The organism is Serinicoccus profundi (genome assembly GCF_008001015.1).
Classification (GTDB): domain Bacteria; phylum Actinomycetota; class Actinomycetes; order Actinomycetales; family Dermatophilaceae; genus Ornithinicoccus; species Ornithinicoccus profundi.
Genome location: NZ_CP042862.1, coordinates 2140315 through 2156292 on the forward strand (window position 1 = coordinate 2140315; position 15978 = coordinate 2156292).

At 72.6% G+C, this 15978-nt stretch carries 16 protein-coding genes; 5 read left to right on the forward strand and 11 right to left on the reverse strand.

Features of this window, described 5'->3' with window-relative positions:
* Nucleotides 1-10: 10 nt before the first annotated feature.
* The 5 genes from trmD to FA582_RS09890 all read right to left on the reverse strand — a co-directional run bounded on the left by trmD (nt 11) and on the right by FA582_RS09890 (nt 3878).
* Complete coding sequence (gene trmD / locus FA582_RS09870) at nt 11-730, reverse strand: tRNA (guanosine(37)-N1)-methyltransferase TrmD (protein WP_010147687.1); 720 nt, start codon at nt 728-730, stop codon at nt 11-13.
* 5 nt (nt 731-735) lie between these two features.
* Nucleotides 736-1257: a ribosome maturation factor RimM gene (gene rimM, locus FA582_RS09875; protein ID WP_010147689.1), complete on the reverse strand. Its 522-nt coding sequence runs from the start codon at nt 1255-1257 to the stop codon at nt 736-738.
* Nucleotides 1258-1342: 85 nt separating this feature from the next.
* A complete protein-coding gene (locus FA582_RS09880; protein WP_010147690.1) occupies nt 1343-1585 on the reverse strand; it encodes an RNA-binding protein in 243 nt (80 codons plus the stop codon).
* Nucleotides 1586-1587: 2 nt separating this feature from the next.
* Nucleotides 1588-2163, reverse strand: coding sequence for a 30S ribosomal protein S16 (gene rpsP / locus FA582_RS09885; RefSeq protein WP_051125147.1), 576 nt, complete (start codon nt 2161-2163; stop codon nt 1588-1590).
* A 203-nt stretch (nt 2164-2366) separates the two neighbouring features.
* Entirely contained in the window at nt 2367-3878 is a 1512-nt protein-coding gene (locus FA582_RS09890; protein WP_010147692.1) for a helix-turn-helix domain-containing protein, read from the reverse strand.
* Nucleotides 3879-3997: 119 nt separating this feature from the next.
* Here FA582_RS09890 and aceA point away from each other — a divergent pair, with 119 nt between their 5' ends.
* Together aceA and FA582_RS09900 are read left to right on the forward strand one after the other, a co-directional pair.
* Nucleotides 3998-5299 carry an isocitrate lyase gene (gene aceA / locus FA582_RS09895; RefSeq protein WP_010147693.1) on the forward strand — a complete coding sequence of 434 codons (1302 nt, stop codon included), beginning with the start codon at nt 3998-4000 and terminating at the stop codon, nt 5297-5299.
* Between the two features lie 78 nt (nt 5300-5377).
* Nucleotides 5378-6943 (forward strand): aldolase/citrate lyase/malate synthase family protein, encoded by a 1566-nt coding sequence (locus FA582_RS09900; protein ID WP_010147694.1) that lies wholly within the window; start codon nt 5378-5380, stop codon nt 6941-6943.
* Nucleotides 6944-7064: 121 nt separating this feature from the next.
* Here the strand turns inward: FA582_RS09900 and FA582_RS09905 are convergent, their stop codons facing one another.
* Nucleotides 7065-8147 (reverse strand): amidohydrolase family protein, encoded by a 1083-nt coding sequence (locus FA582_RS09905; RefSeq protein ID WP_010147695.1) that lies wholly within the window; start codon nt 8145-8147, stop codon nt 7065-7067.
* A gap of 75 nt (nt 8148-8222) precedes the next feature.
* Between FA582_RS09905 and FA582_RS09910 the strand changes: the two genes are divergently transcribed.
* Nucleotides 8223-8915, forward strand: coding sequence for a hypothetical protein (locus FA582_RS09910; RefSeq protein ID WP_010147696.1), 693 nt, complete (start codon nt 8223-8225; stop codon nt 8913-8915).
* A gap of 9 nt (nt 8916-8924) precedes the next feature.
* On the opposite strand, the gene FA582_RS09915 is transcribed toward FA582_RS09910, so the two are convergent.
* From FA582_RS09915 to ffh, 3 genes are read right to left on the reverse strand one after another with little or no spacing between them, the layout of a single operon-like run.
* On the reverse strand, nt 8925-9506 hold the full coding sequence (locus tag FA582_RS09915; protein WP_010147697.1) for a mismatch-specific DNA-glycosylase: 582 nt from the start codon (nt 9504-9506) through the stop codon (nt 8925-8927).
* Nucleotides 9506-10651 (reverse strand): M4 family metallopeptidase, encoded by a 1146-nt coding sequence (locus tag FA582_RS09920; protein WP_033228956.1) that lies wholly within the window; start codon nt 10649-10651, stop codon nt 9506-9508. The genes FA582_RS09915 and FA582_RS09920 overlap by 1 nt, the downstream gene beginning before the upstream one ends.
* A gap of 49 nt (nt 10652-10700) precedes the next feature.
* Nucleotides 10701-12332 (reverse strand): signal recognition particle protein, encoded by a 1632-nt coding sequence (gene ffh, locus FA582_RS09925; protein ID WP_010147699.1) that lies wholly within the window; start codon nt 12330-12332, stop codon nt 10701-10703.
* A 94-nt stretch (nt 12333-12426) separates the two neighbouring features.
* Between ffh and FA582_RS09930 the strand changes: the two genes are divergently transcribed.
* Nucleotides 12427-13365, forward strand: coding sequence for an oxygenase MpaB family protein (locus tag FA582_RS09930; RefSeq protein WP_010147700.1), 939 nt, complete (start codon nt 12427-12429; stop codon nt 13363-13365).
* A gap of 158 nt (nt 13366-13523) precedes the next feature.
* Here FA582_RS09930 and ftsY read toward each other — a convergent pair whose 3' ends face one another.
* Nucleotides 13524-14711: a signal recognition particle-docking protein FtsY gene (gene ftsY, locus FA582_RS09935; protein WP_010147701.1), complete on the reverse strand. Its 1188-nt coding sequence runs from the start codon at nt 14709-14711 to the stop codon at nt 13524-13526.
* Between the two features lie 88 nt (nt 14712-14799).
* Here ftsY and FA582_RS09940 point away from each other — a divergent pair, with 88 nt between their 5' ends.
* Entirely contained in the window at nt 14800-15534 is a 735-nt protein-coding gene (locus FA582_RS09940) for an AAA family ATPase (RefSeq protein WP_010147702.1), read from the forward strand.
* A 49-nt stretch (nt 15535-15583) separates the two neighbouring features.
* Here the strand turns inward: FA582_RS09940 and FA582_RS09945 are convergent, their stop codons facing one another.
* Nucleotides 15584-15958: a hypothetical protein gene (locus tag FA582_RS09945; protein WP_010147704.1), complete on the reverse strand. Its 375-nt coding sequence runs from the start codon at nt 15956-15958 to the stop codon at nt 15584-15586.
* Nucleotides 15959-15978: the final 20 nt, after the last annotated feature.

The following is a 15978-nucleotide window of genomic DNA, read 5'->3' on the forward strand; positions in this document are numbered from 1 at the left end:
TCCGGACCCGTCAGTCGCTGTCGGCCTCGTAGCGGGCCATGAGGTCGGGCCGTCGCTGGGCCGTGCGGGTGAGGCGCTGCTCGTGGCGCCAGGTCGCGATCTGCCCGTGGTGCCCCGACAGCAGGACGTCCGGGACGTCGTGGCCGCGCCAGCTCGCCGGCTTGGTGTAGACGGGGTACTCCAGCAGTCCGCCGGTGTGCGACTCCTCGACCAACGACGCCTCGTTGCCGACCATGCCGGGCAGCAGGCGGGCGATGGCCTCGGTCATCGCGAGCACCGCGACCTCCCCGCCGTTGAGGACGTAGTCGCCCAGGCTCAGCACCGAGAGGGGGTAGCGCGCCGCGAACTCGTCGTAGACCCGTTCGTCGATGCCCTCGTAGCGCCCGCAGACGAAGACCAGCCAGTCCTCGTCCGCCGCCAGCTCACCGGCCCGTTCCTGGGTGAAGACGTCGCCGCCCGGCCCGGGGACCACGAGGTGCGGGGTCCGCCCCGGCAGCGACGTGCAGATCTGGTCCAGCGCCTCGCCCCACGGCTCGGGCCGCATGACCATGCCGGCGCCGCCGCCGTAGGGCGTGTCGTCGACGGTGCGGTGCCGGTCGTGGGTCCAGTCCCGCAGGTCGTGGACGTTCACCTCGAGCAGCCCCTCGCGCTGGGCCCGCCCCAGCAACGACAGCTCCAAAGGAGCGAGGTAGTCCGGGAAGATCGTGACGACGTCGAGGCGCAACGGCATACCCCTCACTCCCCCAGCTCGAGCAGCCCGGGCGGCGGGTCGAGGACGACCGTGCGCGACTCCTCGTCGACCTCGGGCACGATCTCCTCCACGAAGGGCACGAGCGAGGTGCCGGCCGGCGTGCGCACCTCGAGGAGGTCCTGGACCGGGCGCACGTGCAGCGCGATCACCTCACCGACGCGGCGCCCGTCGGTGAGGACGACGGAGAACCCGAGGAGGTCCTCCTCCCGCCACCCCTCGTCGGGGTCCTCGTCGGGGACACCTGCCTCGTCGTCGACGAGCAGCCGGGTGCCACGCAGGGACTCGGCGGCGGTCCGGTCGGTATGCCCCTCGAAGCCGAGCAGGTAGGTCCCCTGGTGCACCCGGACGGTGGTCAGGGTGAGCGGGCCCCGCTCGGGCGGGTCAGTGACGAAGCTGGCGCCGGGCTCGAAGCGGCCGGTCGGGTCGTCGGTGTGCACCTGCACGGTGACCTCACCGCGCAGGCCGTGCGGCTTGCCCACGCGGGCGACGAGGAAGGTCTGGCTCATGGTGCCTCCGGTGTCGGGGGAACGAGGCGACCCGCCCGGCGCTGCTGCGCTCGGGCGGGTCGGAGGTGGTGCTGCCTGGGAGGGCTCAGCGCGCCCGGTCGGTGTCGACGATGTCGACGCGGACCTTGTCGCCGCCCGCCAGGGCGCCGACGACGGTGCGCAGCGCACTGGCCGTGCGGCCCCGGCGACCGATGACGCGGCCCAGGTCCTCCGGGTGGACCCGGACCTCGAGGATGTCCCCGTGGCGGGCGTTCTTGGTGCGCACGACCACATCACCGTCGTGGTCGACGATGCCCTTGACCAGGTGCTCCAGCGCTTCCTCGAGCACGCTCAGGCCTCGTCGGTCTTCTCGCTGCCCTCGGCAGCAGCCTCGGTGCCCGTGGCGGCGTCGGCGGCGGTGTCCGCCCCGTCACCGGAGCTCGCGGCGGCCGAGCTGTCGGTGTCGGCCGCGGGAGCGGTCTCCGCCGGGGTGCTCTCGGTCTGCTCGGTGCCGGCCGCGTCAGCCTTCTCGGCCTTGTCGGCCTTCTTGCGACGCTGGGTGGTCGCGCCGGAGGAGTCCTCGTTGTCGGAGGCGGCGAGGGCTGCCTCGTAGAGGGCCTTCTTGTCGGCCTTGGGCTCGCGCACCTTGAGCGTGCCCTCGGCACCGGGCTCACCCTTGTACTTCTGCCAGTCACCCGTGATCTTCAGCAGCGCGGCGACCTGCTCGGTCGGCTGCGCGCCGACCCCGAGCCAGTACTGCGCACGCTCGGAGTCGATCTGGATGAGCGAGGGCTCCTCGGTGGGGTGGTACTTGCCGATCTCCTCGATCGCCCGGCCGTCGCGCTTGACGCGCGAGTCCATGACGACGACACGGTAGTACGGTGCACGGATCTTGCCCATGCGCTTCAGGCGAATCTTGACAGCCACGTGTGCGGTGTCTCCTCATTCTTGTCTGTGGTGAGCGGCCAGGCGTCCGCGTGGGGAAAAGACACGCACGGCGCCGCAGCTGCGATGGACACATCAGGGCACGGTGAGAGGGCCGACCGCCGATGGGTACCCCGGTATTGTGCCACACCGGGCCCGGGGCCTCCGACCCTGACGGAGCCCACCGTGGCGATCGGGGGTCCGGCTCAGTCCGTGCCGTCCTGCCCCGGCGCCTGCCCCGCGACGAAGCGCAGGACCTCGGTGTCGTCCACCCCCGGGAACACGCCGGGAGGCATGACCGCCAGCAGGTGCGAGTGCGCCCGGGCGCTCGGCCAGACCTGGCCCTGCCACTCCCGGGCGAGGTCGGCCGGCGGCCTCGTGCAGCACCGGGGGTCGGGGCAACGGGAGACCCGCCGCTCGCGGGTGTCACGCCCGCGCATCCAGCGCACCTGGTCGAAGGGCACGCCGACGCTGACCGAGAAGAGCCCGGCCGCCGACGGCTCGGCGACCGCCGTGCACCAGTAGGTGCCCCGGCCGGTGTCGGTGTACTGGTGGTAGACCTCGCCCGTCGGTCGGTCGAAGACGACCCGGGCCGTCCAGGACCGGCAGACGCGGGCCCCCTCGATGGCGCCCGAGGCGTCCATGGGGAAGCGGACGCCGTCGTTCTCGTAGGCCTTGTAGATGACGCCGTCGGCGCTGGTGCGCATGAAGTGCACCTGGAGGTCGAGATGCTGGGTCGCGAGGTTGCAGAAGCGGTGGGCGGCGGTCTCGTAGGACACGGCGAAGGTGTCGCGCAGGTCCTCCAGCGCGATGTCGCGCTCGGCCTTGGCCTGGGCCAGGAAGGGCACGGCGCTGCGCTCGGGGACCAGCACTGCCGCTGCGAAGTAGTTGATCTCCACCCGCTGGGCCAGGAACTCGGCGTAGTCGCGGGGCGGCTCGTGCTCCAGGACGACGTGCCCCAGGGCCTGCAGCGCCGCGGCCCGGGGGTCGTGCCCGCCGGCGGCCGGGAGATAGATGCGGCGGTGGGCGAGGTCGGTCACGGTCCGCGTCGACGCCGGGACGTCGGGGACCGTGACGATCTCGAAGCCCACGTGCCGCGCGATCCGATGGACCGCCTCCCGCGACAACGGACCCTGGGTATGCCCCACCTGGTCGACGAGGGCGGCGGCCGCACCCTCGATCTCGGCGAAGTAGTTGCCGGCGGCGCGCATCCGTGCACGCAGCTCGGCATTGGCGAGGCGGGCGAACTCGGGGGTGGCTGCGCGCTGCTGCTGCAGACCGACCACGCTCTCATAGAGACCCACCAGGGCCTCGAGGGCGTCGTCCGGCAGGCCGGGCCCGACCCGCACGGGCGGGATCCCCAACGTCTGGAACCCCTCCCCCCGCTGCGCCCGCTCCCACCGGACCTCCAGCGCTGCCCGACGACTCGGGGACCCGCCGGAGACCAGTGCGGAGAGGTCGGTCCCCAGGGCGGTGGCGAGCTGCTGCAGCGTCGAGACCCGGGCCTCACGGCGACCGTTCTCGATGAGCGACAACGCCGAGGAGGACATCGCGGTCCGGGCGGCCACCTCGGCCAGGGTCAGCCCGGCCGCACGCCGGTGGTGCCGGACCCGCCGCCCCACGGAGACCGGGTCCGCGGCACCCGACGCGTCCGGCTCGGAGCTCTCCAGCCGCTCGGAGGGGCGGAACGGCAGGACTCGACCGGGAGAGGACGGCATACCTCCACAATAGCGAAACTTCGACGTTTCTTCACCGGCGAACCCCCTTCCGATGTGCCGGATCGTCGCCAGAGTGGTGTCACACCCGTAGTCGCCACACCCGTTGAAAGGGGTCGACGATGACCATCACCACCGAGCAGACCACCACCCCGGCCGCGTCCCAGGCCCTGGAGATCGAGCAGGACTGGCGCGACAACCCGCGCTGGTCGGGCGTCGAGCGTCGCTACAGCCCCGAGGACGTCGTGCGCCTGCGCGGCTCCGTCGTCGAGGAGCACACCCTCGCCCGGCGCGGTGCGGAGAAGCTCTGGGAGGCCCTGGAGACGAAGTCCTTCACCCGAGCCCTGGGCGCCCTCACCGGCAACCAGGCGGTCCAGATGGTCAAGGGCGGTCTGGAGGCGATCTACCTCTCCGGCTGGCAGGTGGCCGCGGACGCCAACCTCGCGGGGCAGACCTACCCCGACCAGAGCCTCTACCCCGCCAACTCGGTGCCCGCCGTCGTCCGCCGCATCAACAACGCCCTGCAGCGCGCCGACCAGATCGCCTGGATGAACGGTGACACGAGCACCGACTACTTCGTGCCGATCGTCGCCGACGCCGAGGCCGGCTTCGGCGGACCGCTCAACGTCTTCGAGCTCATGAAGTCGATGATCGCCTCCGGTGCCGCCGGGGTGCACTGGGAGGACCAGCTCGCCTCGGAGAAGAAGTGCGGTCACCTCGGCGGCAAGGTCCTCATCCCCACCGGCCAGCACGTGCGCACCCTCAACTCGGCCCGCCTCGCGGCCGACGTGCTCGGCGTCCCCTCCGTCGTCGTCGCCCGCACCGACGCGCTGGCAGCCGACCTGCTCACCAGCGACGTGGACGAGATCGACCAGGAGTTCATCACCGGCGAGCGCACCTCCGAGGGCTTCTACCGGGTGCGCAACGGCATCGAGCCGGTCCTCGCCCGCGCCAAGGCCTACGCCCCGTATGCCGATCTCATCTGGGTCGAGACCGGGACGCCCGACCTGGGGCTGGCCCGGGAGTTCGCGCAGGAGCTGCACAAGGACTTCCCGGACCAGAAGCTGGCCTACAACTGCAGCCCGTCGTTCAACTGGCGCTCGGCGCTCTCGGACAGTGAGATCGCCTCGTTCCAGGACGAGCTCGGCGACCTCGGCTACGCCTTCCAGTTCATCACGCTGGCCGGCTTCCACGCCCTCAACCACTCGATGTTCACCCTCGCCCAGGGGTATGCCCGCAGCGGGATGAGCGCCTACGTCGAGCTGCAGGAGGCGGAGTTCGCCTCGGCCGGGTCGGGCTACACCGCGGTGCGGCACCAGGCCGAGGTCGGCACCGGGTACTTTGACGCGGTGAGCACCGCGGTCAACCCCGAGTCGTCCACGACGGCTCTGTCGGGCTCGACCGAGTCCGAGCAGTTCCACTGATCGATGCGGGCCGTGCGCCCGCCGACCCGCTGCGGCGGGCGGCGGGCGCGCACCCCTTCCCGACGAGACGAGGACGAGATGGACTACCCGACGACGCTCCTGGACGAGCCCACCGGTGAGCTGCTGCGACGCCTCGTGGCGGGGACCTCGGCGCACCGCGAGGACCTCTTGCGGGCCCGCAAGGAGCAAGCCCGCGCGGTGCGCGCCGGGGCCGAGCTGACGCAGTCAGCGGAGGGCGCGGCCATCCGCGAAGACGACTCGTGGCGGGTGGCCCCTCCCCCGGCCGACCTGACCTACCGTCTCGTCGAGCTCGCGACGCCGGCCTCTGCGGAGCATGCGACCGCGGCCCTGGCCTCCCGCGCCGACGTGTGGGTGGCCGACCTGGAGGACATGCTCGTGCCGACCTCGGCCCGCCTCGTGGCGGCCCAGCGGGCGATCGAGGACGTCGCCGCCACCCGCACGGGCGACGCCCAGCCGGGGGTGCCGACCCTCATGGTCCGACCCCGCGGCCTGCACCTGGACGAGGCGCACCTGCAGGTGGACGGCGCCTCGGCGAGCGCCTCGACGGTCGACTCCTTCACCTTCCTGGCCCGGTGCGGCCAGACGTTGCTCTCGAACGGCACCGCGCCATACCTCTATCTGCCCAAGCTGGAGACGGCGGCCGAGGCCGTGTGGTGGGACGAGATGATCACCCAGGCCGAGTCGCTGCTCGGGCTGCCGTACGGCTGCACCCGGGTCAGCGTGCTGGTGGAGACGGTGCAGGCGACCTACGAGCTCGAGGAGATCGTGCACGCGCTCCGCGAGCGGATCACCGGGCTGGCGGCGGGTCGGTGGGACTACATCTTCTCCCACCTGCGGACCTACGGGACCCGCAGCGACCACCTCCTGCCCGACCGCGACGCGTTCACGATGAACACGCGCTTCCTGCGCAGCTACACCTCGCTCATCGTCGGGGTGTGCCACCGGCGCGGGGTCCAGGCGATCGGCGGCCCCATCGCGCTCGCCGCCAGCGGGCCGTTCGACGAGTCGGTCGCGATGACCCACGCCAGGGTGCACCGCGACAAGGCCCGCGAGGCCAAGCAGGGCTTCGACGGGGCGTGGGTGGTGCACCCGGGCATGGTCGCCGTCGCGCGGGCCCCCTTCGAGGAGCGCGACCGGCTGCGGGCCGAGGGCGTGTGGACCGAGCCCGACACGAGTCGAGCGGCGACCATCGACCCGGTGGCGCTGCGCGACGTGAGCGCGATCCCGGGAGCATCGACGCTCACCGGGGTCCGCACGGCGCTGCGCTCCTCGCTGAGCTATCTCACCGGCTGGCTGGCCGGGGAGGGCACGGCGGTCCTCGCCGGTCACATCGAGGACTTCGGCACGGTGGAGCTCAACCGGATGCAGCTGTGGCAGTGGCTCAGCCACGGGCAGCGACTCGCGGAGGGCCCGACGATGTCCGAGCTGCTGCTGGACCGGATGCTCGAGGACGAGGTCGCGCTGCTGCGGCGGCGCGGCGCGCGCGAGGACCTGCTCGAGCACGCGGTGCGGCTGCTGCGCAGCTCGGTCGTCGCGCCCGAGCCGCCCGCCTTCCTCTCCCAGCAGGCCTACGACGTGCTGCTGTCGCTGGACGAGGCCGGTCAGGAGAGCGACGTCGCCTGACCCACCGGGCGCCGCAGATGGTCGCCCTGACACCCACCGAGCGCCGCAGATGGTCGCTCCTGTGCCCACCGAGCGCCGCAGATGGTCGCCCTGACACCCACCGAGCGCCGCAGATGGTCGCTCAGTAAGGCCGCCCGCGCAGGATGACGTGCGCCGGGTCAGCCAGGACGCGCACGTCAGCCCGCGGGTCCTCGGCGTAGACGACGAGGTCGGCCGACTCCCCCTCGGCGATTCCCGGGCGGCCCAGCCAGTCGCGGGCGGCCCAGGTCGCGGCGCCGAGCGCCTCGAGCGCGCTCAGGCCCGCCCGGCTCAGCGCCTCGACCTCCTGGGCCACGAGACCGTGCGGCAGCTGGCCGCCGGCGTCGGTGCCGACATACACCGGTATGCCTGCCTCGTGGGCCTTGGCCACCGTCTCGTGGCGGCGTGCGTAGAGGTCCATCATGTGGTCGGCGTAGGTGGGGAACTTGCCGCGTCCCGCCTCGGCGAAGCCCGGGAAGTTGTCGATGTTGACCAGGGTCGGCACGATGGCGATCCCCTGCCGGGCGAAGGTGTCGATGGTCTCGTCGACGAGCCCCGTGGCGTGCTCGATGCAGTCGGTGCCGGCGGCCGCGAAGTCGACGAGGGACTGCTCGCCGAAGCAGTGGGCCGTGACCCGCGCCCCCTCCTCGTGCGCGGCGGCGATGGCCTCGGTCAGCACCTCCACCGGCCAGCAGATGCCGAGGTCGCCGGTCTCCCGGTCGATCCAGTCGCCCACGAGCTTGACCCAGCCGTCCCCCGCCCGCGCCTCCTGCCGGACGTAGGCGACGAGGTCCTCGGGCTCGACCTCCCAGGCGAAGTTGCGGATGTACCTCTTGGTCCGCGCGATGTGCCGGCCCGCACGGATGAGACGGGGCAGGTCCTCGCGTTCCTGCACCCATCGGGTGTCCGCAGGGCTCCCCGCGTCCCGCAGGAGCAAGGCTCCGGCGTCCCGCTCGGCCAGCGCGTGCTCCTCGGCGCGCGCGTCGTCGACGGCACCGTGCGCCTCGAGCCCGACGTGGCAGTGCGCGTCGACCAGGCCGGGGAGGGCATACCCCCGGATCGTCTCGACCTCGGCGCCGGCCGGGGCGGTGCGGCTGATCCGACCGTCGACGACCCAGATCTCGCCCAGGACCTCCTCCGGTCCGACCAGGATCTGTCCCTCGATGTGCAGCACCGGTGCGCTCACGTCGCGTCTCCTTCGTCGCAGGTATGCCGTCCGACCCCACCGTATCCGGCCGCCGGGTCCGTAGACTTGCCCCTCGTGCCCTCTCCCGTCAGCCCTGCCGCGCCGCCCTCCCGGGAACCGCTGCGCGTGCCGCGCGTCCACCTGGGTGACCTGTTGCGTGATGCCGCGGCCGGCCGCTTCCCGGACCCGGACGGGTCGTTCTCCCGCGCTCCGGCCTGGAAGGACGGTGTGGAAGGGGCCATCGCCTTCACCGGCCATGCCGTCATGGTCGTCGGCGACGACGTGAGCGACGGCGAGCTGGCGGGCCTGGGCGTGCACGGGTTCGGCGGCGCGCACGAGCCCCGCACGACCCTCGCGCTCGCCGGCGAAGGACCGATCGGGGTGCTCGACGCGTTGCTCGTCGGGCACGGCACCGGCCGCGGTGGCCCGCTCGTGTCGAGACCTGACCTCGCCGTCACCGACCGCGCCGCCCACGCCGGTGAGTGGCGCACCGAGGTCGACGTCTACGGCCTGCCCGACCCCGAGATCTCCTCCCTCGCGACCTTGTCGCTGGGCATCGGAGGCCTACCCGAGGTGGGGATCCAGGCCGAGGACGGCCACGCCGCGACCCTCCTCGACGGCGTCCTGGGCCGGTTGCCGGCCGGTGAGGTCGTGCTCGCCTCGATCACCCCGGGCAACGCCCGGTCGCTGCGCTTCTTCCTGCGCCGAGGATTCCTCCCGGTCGCCAGCGAGCAGCTCTGGAAGCCCCGGCGGCCGGGGCGACGCTGACCTGCTTCCTCACACCAACCCGGCCGCCCGAGCCGGCTCGGCGTAGGCCCGGGCAAGGGAGTCGACGGTCTCGTGCGCGTTGAGCCCGCTGGGGTTGGGGACGACCCAGAGCTGTGCCCCCTCGAGGTCCTCCGGCTGGCGACCGGCCAGCGCCTTGCGCACCCCGAAGGCGCTGCGGTATGCCGTGATGCCGGCCACGGCGACCACGACCGGCCGGGTGCGACGCACCGTCGCGGTCAGCCGACCTCCGCCCTCACGGAGCTCCTCGGCAGTGAGCTCGTCGGCCCGGGCGGTGGCGCGACGGACGAGGTTGGTGATGCCGATCCCCCGGCGCAGGAGGTGGGCGCGGTCCTCGTCCGTCATCCCCGCCGACGGGTCGACCGCCCGCTCGATGATGCCGGCGCGCAGCAGCGCGGGGTAGAAGCGGTTGACCGGGTGCGCGAAGTGCGTCTGGGTCGCCGCCGTCCACAGGCCGGGATTGATGCCGACGAAAAGCAGCCGCAGCGCCGGCCCGTCAGGCCCGGGCAGCAGGTCGGGCACCTCGGCGTCACGGAAGGACTCCAGCTGCTCGCGGCTGAAGCGCGCCGCCATCAGGTCACCTCGATGCCGACCCCGGCCCACGCCTCGAGCAAGGCGTCGAGCACCTCCGGCTCGTCGGCATACCTCTCCCCGGCGGACTGCACCGTCGCGGCGGCGAAAGTGGCGAAGTCGACGTCGCGCGGGAGACGACCCCGGGTGGCCAGGGTGTCGTACCAGACCCGCCCCGCGCGCTCCCAGGCGTTGCCCCCCAGGCTCGTCGCGAAGAGGTGGAACGCCTTGTTGGGGATGCCGGAGTTGATGTGGACCCCGCCGTTGTCGTTGTCGGCGTCGTGCGGGAGGTCGACGTAGTCGTCCATGTGGGCCGGCTGCGGGTCCTGGCCCAGCACCGGGTCGTCATAAGCCGTGCCCGGCTCCGCCATGGAGCGCAGCGCCCGCCCCTGGACCCGGTCGGTGAGCAGGGCTGACCCGATGAGCCAGTCCGCCTCCTGCGCCCCCTGCCCGAGGACCCACTGGCTCACGAGGGCCCCGACGACGTCGCAGACCGACTCGTTGAGGGCTCCCGGCTGCCCGACGTAGGTCAGCCCCGCGGTGTACTGCACGAGCCCGTGGGCCAGCTCGTGGGCGATGACGTCCAGGCTCGCGGTGAACCGGGCGAAGTAGACGCCGTCGCCGTCACCGAAGACCATCTGGCGACCGTCCCAGAAGGCGTTGGCGTAGTCGCGCGCGTAGTGCACGGTGGCCGACAGGAGCAGCCCACGCCCGTCGAGGGAGTCGCGGCCGTAGGCCCGGGCCAGCAGCTCCCAGGTCGACCCGAGGCCGTCGTAGGCCTCGGTCGCCGCGACGTCACCGGTGGCCGGCTCGCCCTCGCCGCGCACCAACCGACCCGGCAGGCTCGTGCCGCCGTCGGCGTCGTGGATCCGCCGCTCGGGACCGGCCTCCTCCGGCACCGCGCCGGCCCAGGCGGCCTGGAGGGTCGTGGAGGAGGCGCCCCGCTGACCGGGCATCGTCGCCGGCAGGATGCCGCCCTGCAGCGGTGCGTGCCCACCGGGCCACCGTGTGGCCTCGACCTCGCGGCGCCCGCGGGTGTCGGCGCTGTCGCGCAGCGTGAACTCCATCACCGGTGCGAGGTCCGGCTCGGCCTGGGCGATCCTCGCCAGGAGGTAGCCCGGGATGATCGTGCAACGTGTCCCCGTCATGATCCCCACTGTGCCATCCCGCTCCGACAGGCCCGCCCCGGAAGTGCCCTCAGCCCTTGCCGCCGTCGAGGTACTTCTCGAAGCCCTTCGGCAGCTTGAGGCCGGACAGGTCCTGACCGGGCACCGGGTCGTCCTCGGCGCCGGGAGCGCCGCCGCCGAAGGCACTCTCGAAGGACCGGTCGCGCGCCGCCTGCTCCTTCTGCACCGCCTCCCGCTCCTGCTGGGCCCGCTTGGCCGGGTTGCCCGACTTGCCCTTCTTGCGCTGCGGGGCCTTGCCCTTCTTGGCCGCGCCGCCACCGAGGCCGGGCATCCCCGGCATACCGGGCATGCCGCCGCCCTTCTTGAGCTGGCGCATCATCTTCTGCGCCTCACCGAAGCGCTCGAGCAGCTGGTTGACCTCGCTGACGCTGACGCCCGAACCGCGGGCGATGCGCGCGCGGCGCGAGCCGTTGATGAGCTTGGGGTGGCCACGCTCCTGGGGGGTCATCGAGCGCACCATGGCCTCGACCCGGTCGAACTCGCGCTCGTCCAGGGAGTCCAGCTGCTCCTTCATCCCCTGCATCCCCGGCATCATGCCGAGCATCTGCTTGAGCGAGCCCATCCGCTTGATCGCGGACATCTGCTCGAGGAAGTCGTCGAAGGTGAAGTCCTCGTCGGCCAGGAACTTGCGGGTCATCTCCCGCGCCTGGGCGGCGTCGAAGGCCTTCTCCGCCTGCTCGATGAGGGTCAGCACGTCACCCATGTCGAGGATGCGCGAGGCCATCCGGTCGGGATGGAAGAGCTCGATGTCCTTGACGCCCTCACCCGTGGAGGCGAAGAGGATGGGCTGGCCGGTCACCGTCGCCACCGAGAGGGCGGCACCACCGCGCGCGTCACCGTCGAGCTTGGAGAGCACCGAGCCGGTGATCCCGACCCCGTCGGCGAAGGCCTTGGCCGTCTCCACGGCCGCCTGCCCGATCATCGCGTCGATGACGAAGAGCACCTCGTGGGCCTGCGTCTCCAGCCGGATGTCGTGCGCCTGACGCATGAGGTCGACATCGACCGCCAACCGACCGGCGGTGTCGATGATGACCACGTCGTGACCCTTGCGACGCGCCTCCTCGACCCCGTCGACGGCGACGTCGACCGGGTCACCGAAGGAGCGGGTCCCCTCCCCCGACTCCAGGCTCGCGTCGTGGCCGAGCATGTTGCCCCGCTCGGGGGCGAAGACCGGCACCCCCGCGCGCTGGCCCACCACCTCGAGCTGGGTGACGGCGTTGGGTCGCTGGAGGTCGGCCGCGACGAGCAGCGGGGTATGCCCCTGGTCGGCCATCCACTTGCCGAGCTTGCCGGCGAAGGTCGTCTTGCCCGAGCCCTGCAGGCCCGCGAGCATGATCACCGTCGGCGGCGTCTTGGCGAGGTTGAGCCGCCGGGTCTGCCCACCGAGGATCGCGACGAGCTCCTCGTTGACGATCTTGACGATCTGCTGCGCCGGGTTGAGGGCCTGGTGCACCTCGGCCCCCAGGCCACGCTCGCGGATCCGTCCGGTGAACTCCTTGACCACCGGCAGCGCCACATCGGCGTCCAGGAGGGCCATCCGGATGTCGCGGACGGTGGAGTTGAGGTCGGACTCGGTGACGGTGCCCTTGCGCTTGAGGTTGCGGAAGGTATCCGTCAGGCGGTCGGAGAGACTGGTGAACACCCGCCCAAGGATACGTGCCAGGCCCCGAGCCTCACGTCGCGCGTCCACCGGCCCTCGCCGTGCCCGGAGGCGGGGCGCTCCGCATACTGGTGTCGTGCCCCTCCCTCCCCTCGCCGCCGACGCGCGCCGCCGGCTCTCCCTCGCGCTGCGCGACCGGGTCGCCGGTCCGGACGCCGAGCGACGGGCCCACGCCATCTGGCTCGCGCCGGGCCCACGACGCTTCGCCCCTGACGACCCCATCTGCCGCGTGCACGGCCATGCCGGGATGTATGCCGGTGGCATCCGCGCGCTGCTGCTCCAAGCGCTGCACCCGCTCGCGATGGCCGGCGTGGGCGAGCACTCGGGATACCGCGGTGACCCGTGGGGGCGGCTGCAGCGCACCAGCGAGTTCATCGCGATGACGACCTACGGGCCGCTCGAGTCCGCCCAACGGGTCATCGACCGGATCAACCGGGTGCACCGCACGGTTGTCGGTACCACGAGCGACGGGCGACGGTATGCCGCCACCGACAGCCACCTGCTGCGCTGGGTGCACGTCGCCGAGATCGACAGCTTCCTCGTGGCCCACCAGCGCTACGCACGCACCCCGCTGACACCTGCCGAGGCCGACACCTACGTCGCGCAGACCGCCTGGGCCGCCGAGCAGCTGGGCGTCCTCGACCCGCCACGGACGGCGGGCGAGCTGGACGCGGCCCTCACGGCATACCGGCCCGAGCTGGAGACGAGCGACGGGGCCCGCGACGTCGCACGCTTCCTGCTCGCCGAGCCGCCGCTGCCCTGGGTCGCACGGCCGGGCTTCTGGATGCTCGCCGCCGGGGCGCTCACCATGCTGCCCGGGTATGCCCGCGACCTGCTCGACCTGCGCCTCCCGCCGACCTGGCGCGCCGCGGAGCCGGCCGCGCTCGCGCTCCTCGACCCGGTCGGTCGGCTCGGCACCGCCGCCGTCGGCTGGGCATTGGCCAACCCCGAGGACCCCCGCAACGCCCCCACCAGCTCGGCGGTGCTGGACCGCACCGGCCGCCCTCCGGCCTAGGCGCGGCCCGTCAGCCCACGCTCCCATGGTCGACTTCCGCGGCCACGTCCGGTCCTCGCTCCGCTGCGGGTCCTCCGCGGCCTGTCAGCCGACGCTCCCATGGTCGACTTCCGCGGCCACGTCCGGTCCTCGCTCCGCTGCGGGTCCTCCGCGGCCTGTCAGCCGACGATCGCCGAGACGAAGGCCTCCGCGTCGAACGGCGCCAGGTCGTCCGGACCCTCGCCGAGCCCGATGAGCTTGACCGGGACCCCGAGCTTGCGCTGCACGTTGACGACGATGCCGCCCTTGGCGGTGCCGTCCATCTTGGTGAGCACGATGCCGGTGATGGCGACCTCGCGGGCGAACTCCTCGGCCTGCCGCATGCCGTTCTGACCGGTCGTGGCGTCGAGCACGAGCAGGACCTCACCGACGGGGGCGACCTTCTCCACGACCCGCTTGATCTTGCCGAGCTCGTCCATGAGCCCGCGCTTGGTGTGCAGCCGCCCGGCCGTGTCGATGAGCACGACGTCGACCTCGGCCTCGACGCCGCCCTTGACGGCGTCGTAGGCCACGGACGCCGGGTCGGCACCCTCGGCGTGGGAGCGCACGGTGGGCACGCCCACCCGCTCCCCCCAGGTCTGCAGCTGGTCAGCAGCCGCGGCGCGGAAGGTGTCGGCCGCGCCGAAGAGCACGTCCTTGTCCTCGGCGACCAGCACCCGTCCGAGCTTGCCGACGGTGGTCGTCTTGCCGGTGCCGTTGACGCCCACGACGAGGATCACGGCGGGATGCTCGCCCTCGCGGCTGGCCCGGATCCGACGGTCGAGCGTCGGGTCGACCAGCCGCAGCAGGTCGTCGTGGAGCCACTGCTTGACCTGCGCGGCGTCCGTCGTGCCGTCGACCTTGACCTGGGTCCTCAGCGAGGCCACCAGCTCCTGGGTCGCCTCGACCCCGAGGTCGGAGGCCAGCAGGGTGTCCTCGACGTCCTCCCAGGCCTGCTCGTCCAGACCACCGCGTGACAACAGCGACAGCAGCGCCTGCCCGATGGCGTTGTTGGAGCGGGCCAGCCGGGCCCGGAGACGCTGCAGCCGTCCGCGAGCGGAGTCGGGCCGCTCGAGCGTCGGGGTCGGCGCCGGGGGCTCCTCCACGGCGACCCCGCCGCCGCGGTTGTCGACCTCGCCGCTCCCCGCGGGCCGGTCCTCGACGAGGACATCGCCCTCCGGCGCGGCGTCCGGGGACCGACGGTCACGGTCCAGGGTCGCGGTGTCTCCGCCCCGGCCGCGCACCAGCGCGACCAGCAGCGCGAGACCCCCGAGCACCACGACGGTGACGAGGGTCAGGATCTCCCAGAGTTCGTTGATCGGTCCCACGGGCGCCAGTCTGGCAGACCTGCGGCCCTTCCCCACATCGTGCGGGCACGACCCACGTCTGTCGGAGACTCCGCCTACGGTGGACTGCATGGACGAGGACGTCGCCGACCTGTCGCCCGTCCCGGTGCGCCGGGTCGAGCGGCACCCTGCCGCCCCGGCACCCTCCTCGGACACCTGGCCCAGCACCATCCCGGCGGTCCGACACCTGCTCACCGAGGGGCTCGATCTCGACCGTTGCACCGTTTTGGTGGGCGCCAACGGCGTCGGCAAGTCGACGATCATCGAGGCGATCGCAGAGTGCTTCGGGCTGGGCCCGGAAGGCGGCTCTACGGGCGCCATGCACTCCACGACCCGCAGCGAGTCACCCCTGCACGAGTGGCTGCGGCTGGTGCGCGGACCCGGTGGCTCGCGCTGGGGCTACTTCGTACGGGCCGAGACCATGCACGGCCTGTTCACCTACCTGCAGGACACGACCTACGAGGTGTTCCACCGCCGTTCGCACGGAGAGGCCTTCCTCGACCTGCTGGGGACCCGCCGCTACGAGGGCGACGGTCTGTTCGTCTGGGACGAGCCGGAGGCCGGCCTGTCCTTCGACGCCCAGCTGCGGCTCGTGGCCGAGATGGCCGTGATCGCCTCGCGCCCCGGGGCCCAGGTGCTGCTCGCCACCCACTCCCCCGTGCTCGCGGCGATCCCCGGTGCCCGTCTCATCGAGCTCTCCGACGACGGTATGCGCGCGGTGGGCTGGGAGGACCTTTCCGTCGTCGACCACTACCGTCGCTTCCTCGGCGCCCCGGAGCGCTACCTGCGGCACCTGCTCGACTGAGCGACGAGCACGAGGCCCCGGCACGGCCTGTGCGGCCGAGGCTTGGTGCTCAGCTCGCGGCGCGGTACCCCTCGTCGGCCCGGACATCCGCGAGGTCCTCGTCGGCGTCCTGATGAGCCACCGGGGCGTCCGCGTCGGCCTGACGGGCTGGCGCGTCCGACACCTCGGGACGGGGAGTCGGGGCGACCGCCGACTCGGCCTGGCGAGCGCGCAGTGCCTTGGTGCGCTCGGCGGCAGAGCGCCCGATCTCCTCGCCCCGGTGTCGCACCATCTTCCCCGTGCGGCGGGCGCCGGCGATGAGTTCCTCGCCCTCAGGGGTCCAGAACTCGCCGCGCCCCTCCCGTCGCGCCTCGATCATGACGTACCCCACGACCCCCGCGCCCAGGGCGACACACAGCAGCATGGCCAGGACAAGTGCAAGCATGGGTCCAGTGTGAGGCTCGG

Coding starts and splice junctions, on each gene's coding strand:
- trmD (WP_010147687.1), bottom strand. CDS start 730: ATGCCGTTGCGCCTCGACGTCGTCACGATCTTCCCGGACTACCTCGCT.
- rimM (WP_010147689.1), bottom strand. CDS start 1,257: ATGAGCCAGACCTTCCTCGTCGCCCGCGTGGGCAAGCCGCACGGCCTG.
- FA582_RS09890 (WP_010147692.1), bottom strand. CDS start 3,878: ATGCCGTCCTCTCCCGGTCGAGTCCTGCCGTTCCGCCCCTCCGAGCGG.
- aceA (WP_010147693.1), top strand. CDS start 3,998: ATGACCATCACCACCGAGCAGACCACCACCCCGGCCGCGTCCCAGGCC.
- FA582_RS09900 (WP_010147694.1), top strand. CDS start 5,378: ATGGACTACCCGACGACGCTCCTGGACGAGCCCACCGGTGAGCTGCTG.
- FA582_RS09915 (WP_010147697.1), bottom strand. CDS start 9,506: ATGGCGGCGCGCTTCAGCCGCGAGCAGCTGGAGTCCTTCCGTGACGCC.
- FA582_RS09920 (WP_033228956.1), bottom strand. CDS start 10,651: ATGACGGGGACACGTTGCACGATCATCCCGGGCTACCTCCTGGCGAGG.
- FA582_RS09940 (WP_010147702.1), top strand. CDS start 14,800: ATGGACGAGGACGTCGCCGACCTGTCGCCCGTCCCGGTGCGCCGGGTC.
- FA582_RS09945 (WP_010147704.1), bottom strand. CDS start 15,958: ATGCTTGCACTTGTCCTGGCCATGCTGCTGTGTGTCGCCCTGGGCGCG.